The 1,218-nt window shown below is 56.5% G+C and carries 1 protein-coding gene; it reads left to right on the plus strand.

All coding sequences use genetic code 11. The features are described 5' to 3' along the window. Nucleotides 1-68 precede the first annotated feature (68 nt). Nucleotides 69-1,192 (plus strand): IS3 family transposase gene (locus FO268_RS22700; protein ID WP_150995420.1). Its coding sequence is split into 2 segments (ribosomal slippage): nucleotides 69-327 and nucleotides 327-1,192, totalling 1,125 coding nucleotides; the frame shifts between segments, so codons are not numbered across the junction. Nucleotides 1,193-1,218: the final 26 nt, after the last annotated feature.

Genomic DNA, 1,218 nt, shown 5'->3' on the forward strand with positions numbered 1-1,218 from the left:
TGACCTGCTCCCCTCTAGCTTAACCGTTTCCAGCTTAGTAATGTTCATCACAGCAGAGGACGATGAACATGAAAAAGCGATTTTCAGACGAGCAGATCATCAACATTCTGAAGGAAGCCGAAGCGGGCTTGGCGGTGAAGGAGTTGTGTCGCAAGTACAACATTTCTGACGCCACCTTCTACACCTGGCGCAAGAAGTTCGGCGGCATGGAGGTTTCAGAAGCCCGCCGGTTGAAGGCGGTCGAGGACGAGAACGCCAAGCTCAAGAAACTGTTGGCTGAGTCTCTTCTCGACAACGAAGCCCTGAAGGCGGCCCTCAACCGAAAGTACTGACCGTCGAGAACAAGCGCGAGGCCGTGCGGGCGATGCAGGAGCAGACCCCGATTTCACAACGCAGGGCCTGTTTTCTCGTCGGGTTATCCCGCGCTTCGTTTCATTATCGATCCACCGTTGCGGCTGTTGATAGTGTGCTCAGCGAGCGCATTACGGAATTGGCCCACGAGCGCCGTCGGTTTGGTTATCGACGGGTTCATCAACTGTTGCGACGGGAAGGAATCGACGTGAACCACAAGAAGGTTTACCGGCTGTATCGGGAGGCCGGTTTGGCCGTGCCAAAACGCAAGCGCCGCAAGGGTATCGCCATGGAGTGTCAGCCCTTGGTGCTGCCGGAGGCTCCAAATCAGACCTGGTCCATGGACTTCGTCATGGACTCGTTGGCGTGCGGCCGGCGGATAAAGTGCCTGACCATTGTCGATGACTTCACCAAGGAGTGTCTCGACATCCCGGTAGCCAATGGCATCTCCGGCGATCAGGTTGCCCGCACTCTGGATGCCATAGCCGCCTTCAGAGGCTACCCTCAGGCTGTCAGGACAGACCAAGGCCCGGAGTTCACCAGCAAGGCTCTGGATCAATGGGCCTATGACAACCGGGTGGAGCTGAAGCTGATACAACCTGGGAAGCCGACTCAGAACGGCTTCATCGAAAGCTTCAACGGGCGCTTCCGGGACGAGTGCCTGAATGAACACTGGTTCCGGGATCTGGCACATGCCAGGGAAATCATCGGTAACTGGCGACGAGACTACAACGAAAACCGGCCCCATTCAGCATTGGGTTACCAGACACCACTGGAGTTCGCCGCTGGCTACCGGACTACCGGCAAAGGGTCGAAATTAACCGACATTACTAAGCAGTGAGCGGTTTAGTGATTGGGGGCAGGTCA

The sequence above is a fragment of the Marinobacter denitrificans genome (genome assembly GCF_008795955.1).
GTDB classification, from domain to species: Bacteria; Pseudomonadota; Gammaproteobacteria; order Pseudomonadales; family Oleiphilaceae; genus Marinobacter; species Marinobacter denitrificans.